Genomic DNA, 8,046 nt, shown 5'->3' with positions numbered 1-8,046 from the left:
ACTGGCGACCCCCCGCCCCCGGGTGCCGGCCGGCTCCGTCGCGCTGGCCGGCCCCTACGCCGGCATCTACCCCGGTCCGTCCCCCGGCGGTTGGCTGCTGGTCGGCCGGACCGACCTGGTCCTCTTCGACGTGCACGACGAGCCGCCTGCCCGGCTCGGACCGGGCACCGAAATGCGGATGGAGGTCAGGTGATCGACGCGGTCGAGGTGCTCCGCGCCGGCGCGCTCACCACCGTGCAGGACCTGGGCCGACCCGGCTGGGCGCACCTCGGCGTACCCCGCTCCGGCGCGCTCGACCCGGCCGCCCTGCGACTGGCCAACCGGCTTGTCGGCAACCCCGAGCAGGCCGCCGGGCTGGAGATCACCCTGAACGGCTGCGCGCTGCGGCCGACCCGGGCCACCACGGTCGCCATCACCGGCGCCGAGGTGGCGGTGCACGTCGGCGAGCGGCCCGGCGACACCGGACGTCCGCTCAGCGTGCCGGCCGGGGCGGTGCTGCGGATCGGTCCGGCCCGCCGGGGCGTACGGAGTTGGCTGGCCGTGGCGGGCGGAATCGACGTACCACCGGTGCTCGGCAGCCGCTCCACCGACACCCTCTCCGGGCTCGGCCCGCCCCCGTTGCGCGACGGCGGACGGCTGCCACTCGGCCAGCCCTTCGGTGAGCCCGCGCCGGTCGACCTGACCCTCGGCACCGCGCCCCCGCCGGAGCTGCACCTGACCGTGCGCCTCGGCCCCCGCGACGACTGGTTCACCCCGACCGCGCTCGACCGGCTGCTCGGCACCCCGTACACCGTGAGCCCGGTGAGCAACCGGGTCGGCGCGCGCCTCGCCGGCCCGCCGCTGCCCCGCGCGGTCGCCGGCGAACTGCCCAGCGAGGGCATCGTGCTCGGCGCGGTGCAGGTGCCGGCCGACGGCCAACCCCTGATCTTCCTCGCCGACCATCCGACCACCGGCGGATACCCCGTCATCGGGGTGGTCACCGACGTGACCCCGCTCGCGCAGGCCCGGCCAGGTACTACCGTCAGATTCCATGGACCTCAACGCTGACCTGGGCGAGGGATTCGGCATCTGGCGGCTCGGCGACGACGACGCGCTGCTGGACCTGGTCACCTCCGCGAACGTCGCCTGCGGCTTCCACGGCGGCGATCCGTCCACGATGCGGCGGGTCTGCGAGGGCGCCGCGCAGCGCGGGGTCGCGGTGGGCGCGCAGGTCGGCTACCGGGACCTGGCCGGCTTCGGCCGGCGACCCATCGCGTACGACTTCGCCGAGCTGCGCGACGAGGTGACCTACCAACTGGGGGCGCTGGACGCGTTCTGCCAGCTCTTCCGCACCCGGGTCCGCTACCTCAAGCCGCACGGCGCGCTCTACCACGCGGCGGCCACGGACGAGTCCCAGGCCGCGGCGGTCGTCGCCGCGATCTGCGGCTACGACCCCGGACTGCCCGTCCTCTGCCTACCCGGCTCGGTACTCGCCCAGCTCGCCGTCGGCGCGGGCCTACCGGTGGTCGCCGAGGCGTTCGCCGACCGTGGCTACCTGCCCAACGGGACGCTGGTGCCGCGCGGCACCTCCGGCGCGCTTGTCACCGACCCGGAGGAGGTGGCCGCCCGTGCGGTACGGATGGCCACCGAACGGACCGTCGTGGCGGTGGACGGCACCGTCATCCCCTGCCCGGTGGACTCGATCTGCGTCCACGGCGACACACCGGGGGCGGTCTCCGCCACCGAACTCGTCCGCGCCAGCCTGATCGACGCCGGGGTCACCCTGGCCGCGTTCGCCTGAGCGCTACGCGTCGAGACCCCGCAGCACCAGCGGAAGCCGCTCCGCCGCCCCGTCGACCACCCGGACCGGTACGCCCCAGTCCTGCCGGGTCAGGTGGCAGGCCGCGTGTTCGACGTCCGCGTCGCAGGTCGCCGCCTGCGCGGTCACCTGGAGCACTCCGCTGCTGACCTCGCCGTTGAGCACCAGCCGGCGGGACAGCTCGGTGCCCGTACCGGCGCCCTCCAGCAGCAGCTCCGGCGGCGACGCGGAAACCACAAGCCGCGTCGACGGCCCGTACGTCTCGTCCAGCTTCTGCCCCGGTGCGGGCGTGAAGACGATGTCCAGGGTGACCTCGCCGGACGCGATGTCGGTGGGCTTGCGCTCGGTGCGGTGCCGGGGCCCGTCCACCGTGCTGGCGCCCGCCGCCGACAGCGCGCCCGGGGCGAGGCGGGTCAGCCGGTGCGCCGCGGACTCCACCACCAGCACCTCGCCGGCCGGCGTCAGCACCAGGTCGCTCGGCTCGGCCAGCCCGTCGGCGACCGTGGACACCTGGCCGGTCGCCGGGTCGAAACGACGCACCGCACCGTTGTACGTGTCGGCGATCAGCACCGAACCGTCCGGCAGCGCGCACACCCCCAGCGGATGCTGGAGCAGCGCCGACTCCGCCGGCCCGTCCACGTGCCCGAAGTCGAACAGGCCCTGCCCGACGGCGGTGCCCAGCACCCCGTCCTCGACGTACCGCACGGCGCTTGTCTCGCTGTCGGCGATCCAGAGCCGGACGCCGTCAGCCGAGACGGAGAGCCCGGACGGCTGCGCCATCCACGCCTCGGCCAGCGGGCCGTCGCGCAGCGCCTCGACAGTCATGCCCGCGTACATGCCGGCGGTCCGCTTGATCGGGTCGAACCACCAGAGCTGGTGGATGCCCGCCATCGCGACGATCAGCTTGTCGTCGTACCAGGCCAGATCCCACGGGGAGGAGAGATCCACGGCCAGCGCGTCGTGCGCGTGGTCATCGACCGACGCGCGCCACTGCCGCCCGCTGCCGGCCACGGTCACCACCTCGCCGGTCTCCAGGCGTACGCCGCGCAGCAGGTGGTTGACCGTGTCGGCGACGACCAGGTCGTAGCCGGCCACCTCGGCGACGTGCGTGGGCAGCACGCAGAGGCCCTGCGGCTCGGAGAAGGACGCCGCGCCGGCCGGCCCGTCCGCCCGACCCCGCTCGCCCGAGCCGATCCGGCGCACCAGCGACTCGCCGTCCGGGGCCACCTCGACCAGCGAGTGCCGCGCCGAGTCCGAGACCAGCAGGTTGCCGTCCGGCAGCACCACCGCCTTGCCCGGGAAGCGCAGCGTGGTGTCCGGCGCGGGCGGCGGCACGTACGGGCCGTCACCCCGGTGCAGGGTGCCCTTCGCCTCGTGGGTGGCGATCAGCTCGTCGATCAGGCGGGCCAGCCCTTCGGCGTGCCCCTCGCCGGCCATCGTGGCCACCACGTAACCCTCGGGGTCGATCACCGACAGCGTCGGCCAGGCCCGGGCCGCGTACTGCTGCCACATGTCCATCTCAGGATCGTCGAGGACGGGGTGATGCACCCCGTACCGCTCGACGGCGGCGGCCAGCGCGTCGGCGTCCTTCTCGTGCTCGAACTTCGGCGAGTGCACGCCGATCACGACGAGCACGTCGCCGTACTTCTCCTCCAGCGGGCGGAGCTCGTCGAGCACGTGCAGGCAGTTGATACAGCAGAAGGTCCAAAAATCCGCGATGACGATCTTGCCGCGCAGATCCTGCAAGCTCAGGTCCTGGCCGCCTGTGTTGAGCCATCCCCGGCCGCGTAGCTCCGGCGCACGTACACGCGCTGTCGTTCCCATACCTGTCAGCCTGCCACGCCCCACCGGCCCGGCCGCCGTGACCCGTCACCTGATCACCGCCACCCGCTTGGCGTACGACGAAGGCGGGGCCACGGACGTCCGTGGCCCCGCCTTCGTGAGGTTCTACGGGGTTGCCGGCTTGAGGCAGAGCACCCGGTTGGTGCCGTCGCCGGGCAGCACCACGTACGGCTGCGTCGTGTCGGTGCACTTCTCCTTCGCGTCCACCTTGGAGACGATGGTGAACGCGCCCGCCTCGCCGCAGTCGGCCGCCGAGGCGCCGTCACCGGACTTCTTCACGCAGGTGCCGACCGCCGGGTCGAACGCCGGCGCGTCGTCGCCGCCACCGAACTTGCCGAGCAGCATCAGCAGACCGAGCGGCACCGCCAGGATGAGCACCGCGGCGATCAGCACGGCGGCCAGCACCCGGCCGTTGCGGACCTTCGGCGTCGGCGGTTCGACCTTCGGCTCCTCGGCGTCCGGCTTGAACGCGTCGAAGCGGCCCTGCTCCGGTTCCTGACCCCAGGAGGACGGCGCGGACGGCTGGGCTGCCGGCGGGAACGCTGGCGGGAAGCCGGGACCCGGTGCCGGGTCGGCGCTGGGACCACCGAACGGCGGACCACCGAAGCTCGGTGCCCCGTTGACCGTGGCGGCGCCGGCGGCCGGTGCTGCGGCGTTGCCGAACCGGTCGTCCGGCCGCTCGGCGCCGGACTGCGGCCGGACCCCGTTGACCTGTCGGTTGTTGCCCGGCGCGTCGACGAAGGACGGCACTCCCGGTGGGAACGCCGGTGGCGCGGACGGAGCCTCACCGAACCCGTTCGGCGTCGACGGCCGGTCCCGGTCGTCGAAGCGCGGCTCCGGGGTGGGCTCGCCACCCCAACCCGGGGAGGCCTGCCGGTCCGGGCCCTGGTGCCAGTCCGGCGCGCCCTGGCGCTCCGGGCCGTTCTGCCAGTCGGGTGCGGCTGGCGGATTCTGCCAGTCCGGTGCGCTCGGACGCTCGGACGCCTGCTCGGCCGGGAAGGCGTCCTGCTCCGGCTCGTCCGTCGGCTCGGGCGCGGCGGGACGGCCGTACACCCGTGGCTGGGGTGCGGGCGTGCCGGACGGTCGCATCGCCTGGTCGGTCGGGGGCATCACCCGGCTGGCCAGCGGCACCGAGGCGCTCGCCGAGGCCCGGCCGACCGCGCCGGCCGCCGACTCGGCCTCCGGCGCCGGTACGACCGCGCGACCCGACTCGGGGGAGGTACGCGGGGCGGGCACCACGGCACCGCTCGCGGGAGCGTCCTCGGCGCGACCCCAACCGGCCGGCTCCGCCTCGTAGTGTGCGGCCGCCTCCGGGGTCTCCCGCTCGGCGTACGCGGGTTGTTCGGGGATCGGGGCGTACTGGTTCTGCGGCGCGAAGTCGGCCGGCGGGGCGGCGGCCAGGCTGGCGCCCGGCACGCGCTGCTCCTGCGGCGGCAGCGGTACGGCGTTGGCGGGCGAGATGCCCGGCGCGGGCGCGGGCTGGTAGATGGGCGAGTCGTCGCGCTGGTCCGCCTCCCAGCCGCCGCGGGACTGGGCGGAAGCTTCCGCCTCGGCGCGCCCCCACACCTCGCCGGGCGCCCACGGCTGGATCTCCGCCGCGCCGGCACCGCTCTGCGGGGCCGGATTGTCCGGGGCGGCGGCCCAACCGGGCGTGCCGTCGTTGCCGGGCACGCTGGCGCTGGCCCGGGCCGGAAGCCCGGGCTGCTCCGGCGGGGTCCATCCCGCGCCGGCCTGCTGCTCGGCCTGCGGGCGTCCGGCCTGCTGGTCCTGCTGTGCGAGCACCCAGTCGGGCTGCTGCGGACGCGCCTCGGCCTGACCACCCCAGGCGGCCGGCTGCTGGGGCTCGTCCTGCTGCGCGTCGGCGTTGTCGCCCCAGTTGGCGGGCTGGGCCTGCTGCTGGGCGGCCCACCCGCCGGAGCGGGCCGGGTCGTCCTGGCCGGGCCAGTTCGTCGACGGTGCCGGCACCTGGGCGGCGCCGCGCGCGGCGGCCGGCTCGGCCTGCCCCCACGCGGGGGCCGGCTGCTCGGCCGGCTGGGTGGACTGACCCCACGACGGGGGCGACTGCTCCGCCGGAGTCCACGCTGGCTGGTCCTGCTGGCCCGCACCTGCGGGCCAACCGCCGGACTGCGCCGCTTCGGGCTGCTGCTGCTCGTCGCCGCGCCAGTCACCGGCGGCCGGGCTGACCTGCGCGGGAGTGCCCCAGCCGCCGGAACGGGACGGGTCCTCCTGGGCGGGCCAGGCGGTGGTGGCCGGCGGGACCTGCGCGGCGCCCCTGGTGGCCGGCTGGGCCTGCGCCCAGTCGGGCTGCTCGGCGGCGCCGGTGGCCCAGGTGGGCGCGGTCTGCTCGGGCGGCGTCCAGCCCTGCTGCGGCGCGGCCCACTGGGCGGGCTGCTGCGGGCTGTCGGGGGTGGGGTTGGTGCCGGCCCAGGCGCCGGGCTGCTGCGGCTCGCTCGCGCCACCGCCGGTGGCCCAGGCGGGCTGTGCCGGCTCGGCGGGCTGCGGCGCGGCGGCGGCACCCCAGGCGGGGTTGGGCTGCTGCTCGGGCTGGTTGGCCCAGGCCGGGTTGGGCTGCTGCTCGGGCTGGTTGGCCCAGGCCGGGGTGCCCTGGTTCGGCTGCGCCGGCGGGGGTGGCGCCCAACCCAGGTCGGGGCCGGCGGCGTTGTAGCCGTTGTCCGGCTGCGCCGGGCGGTCGCCGTACGGCGCCGGTCCGCCGGCGCCCGGTGACACCTCGTCCGGCTCCTGGCCGGGACGGTGCGGGCCCTCGGACGTCATGGGTGCGCCTCCTCCATCACATGTCGGCCGCCGGTGCCGATCGGTCTCCTCGGCATGGCTGCCGGCGTCACCGGCGTGCCGGCTCCCCGCACCGTATCGGGTGGCAGCACGGGGTGTCCAAGGAGCACCGCCCGTCACTCCGTGTTGCCGAGTGGTGTCGAGCAGCTTCTATCGACCCGGCCGGTGGGGGTCGGCGGGCGGCGACCGAAGCCCACCGTACCGGGCGCTGCGGCAGGGCGGAATCCCGGTGCCACGTGGCGGCGATACGCCGATGGCCCACCCGGTGGGCCGGGTGGGCCATCGATCTGGAGGAGGCGAGGAATGTCGTGGAGCGTCAGCTCATGTGACGCTGGGCGATGACGAGGAGTTCCTCGCGGACGGCCGGCGTGTTCGCCGAGCGCAGCGCGTGCTGGATGGCACGGGCGCGGCGGGTGGCGTCGCGGTGGTTGCGGATTCGCTCGATCATGCTCATTGGTGGGTCCCCCTGGCTTATTCGGTTGTCGGCCCCTGATGCCTCTATTCAACAGCAGAACGCCTACAACTTCCATCGATTATTAGGTGAGTTGCGACACCTGCCTAACAATCGAAGGTCAACGGGCTCCCCGACCGACGCTTCCGTCGCCCAACGGACACGGCCGGTGTGCCGGGCGTTAACCCGTGGCACACCGGCCGTGGCTGGTGATCCGGACGGTCAGGTCCAGGCGAGCAGCGCCGCCTCGGGGTCGGCGAGGAAGTCGCCGATGTCGCGCAGGAACTTCGACCCCAGCTCACCGTCGATGATCCGGTGGTCGAAGCTCAGCCCCAGCGTGGTGACCTGGCGGGCCTTGACCTTGCCCTTGTGCACCCAGGGCATCTCCCGCACGGCGCCGAAGGCCAGGATCGCCGACTCACCCGGCGGGAGGATCGGCGTACCGGTGTCCACCCCGAATACACCGACGTTGGTGATGGTCAGGGTGCCGCCGGACATGTCCGCCGGCGACGTACGGCCGGACTTCGCCGTCTGCACCAGGTCGTTCAACGCGTCCGCCAGCTCCCGCAGCGAGAGCCGCCCGGCGTCCTTGACGTTCGGCACGATCAGGCCACGCTCGGTGGCCGCCGCGATGCCGAGATTGACGTACTCCTTGACCACGATCTCGTCGCCCGCCCAGGTCGAGTTGACCATCGGGTGACGCTTGACCGCCAGGAGCACTGCCTTCGCCACCAGCAGCAGCGGCGAAACCCGCACGTCCCGCCACTCCCGCCGGCCGCGCAGCCGGTCCAACGCCTTCATCGCCCGGGTCACGTCGACGGTCAGGAACTCCGTCACGTGCGGGGCGGTGAACGCCGAGCGGGACATGTTCTCGGCGGTCAGCTTGCGTACCCCCTTGACCGGGATGCGCTGCTCGCGGTCGGCGCCGAAGCTCGCGGCGCTCGTCGCGGTCGAGGTCGCCGCGACCGGCTCGGCCACCGCCACGGCCCCGCTCGCCGCCTGCTGCACGTCCTCGCGGGTGATCGAGCCCAGCGGCCCCGACCCGGTCAGCGTCCCCAGGTCGACCCCGAGGTCCTTGGCGAGCTTGCGCACCGGCGGCTTAGCCAACACGCCCGCCCCAAGGCCCGCCCCGGCTGATCATGGAGTTGTGGCGGGGGACAGAACC

At 74.7% G+C, this 8,046-nt stretch carries 6 protein-coding genes and 1 pseudogene; 3 read left to right on the top strand and 4 right to left on the bottom strand.

Annotated elements, in window-relative coordinates:
* From FHG89_RS09985 to FHG89_RS09975, 3 genes are all read left to right on the top strand, one after another.
* The coding region (locus FHG89_RS09985) for a carboxyltransferase domain-containing protein (protein WP_139584092.1) at window positions 1-193 on the top strand (193 nt) is incomplete at its 5' end.
* Complete coding sequence (locus FHG89_RS09980; RefSeq protein WP_425280164.1) at window positions 190-1,047, top strand: 5-oxoprolinase subunit C family protein; 858 nt, start codon at window positions 190-192, stop codon at window positions 1,045-1,047. The genes FHG89_RS09985 and FHG89_RS09980, both read left to right, overlap by 4 nt.
* Window positions 1,031-1,780 (top strand): LamB/YcsF family protein, encoded by a 750-nt coding sequence (locus FHG89_RS09975; RefSeq protein WP_139584091.1) that lies wholly within the window; start codon window positions 1,031-1,033, stop codon window positions 1,778-1,780. The genes FHG89_RS09980 and FHG89_RS09975 overlap by 17 nt, the downstream gene beginning before the upstream one ends.
* 3 nt (window positions 1,781-1,783) lie before the next feature.
* On the opposite strand, the gene FHG89_RS09970 is transcribed toward FHG89_RS09975, so the two are convergent.
* The 4 genes and pseudogenes from FHG89_RS09970 to FHG89_RS09960 form a co-directional block, all read right to left on the bottom strand.
* On the bottom strand, window positions 1,784-3,622 hold the full coding sequence (locus FHG89_RS09970) for an NHL domain-containing thioredoxin family protein (RefSeq protein WP_139584090.1): 1,839 nt from the start codon (window positions 3,620-3,622) through the stop codon (window positions 1,784-1,786).
* A gap of 123 nt (window positions 3,623-3,745) precedes the next feature.
* Window positions 3,746-6,412: an LppU/SCO3897 family protein gene (locus FHG89_RS09965; RefSeq protein ID WP_139584089.1), complete on the bottom strand. Its 2,667-nt coding sequence runs from the start codon at window positions 6,410-6,412 to the stop codon at window positions 3,746-3,748.
* Window positions 6,413-6,746: 334 nt separating this feature from the next.
* Window positions 6,747-6,884 carry a hypothetical protein gene (locus FHG89_RS32865; protein WP_167517372.1) on the bottom strand — a complete coding sequence of 46 codons (138 nt, stop codon included), beginning with the start codon at window positions 6,882-6,884 and terminating at the stop codon, window positions 6,747-6,749.
* 219 nt (window positions 6,885-7,103) lie between these two features.
* Window positions 7,104-8,012, bottom strand: a pseudogene (locus FHG89_RS09960) (dihydrolipoamide acetyltransferase family protein); the annotation flags it as partial.
* Window positions 8,013-8,046 lie beyond the last annotated feature (34 nt).

It is taken from the genome of Micromonospora orduensis (assembly GCF_006228125.1).
In the GTDB taxonomy this organism is placed as follows: domain Bacteria; phylum Actinomycetota; class Actinomycetes; order Mycobacteriales; family Micromonosporaceae; genus Micromonospora; species Micromonospora orduensis.
The sequence above is the reverse complement of the archived record's forward strand: the minus strand, read 5'-3'. Positions and strand labels throughout refer to the sequence as shown.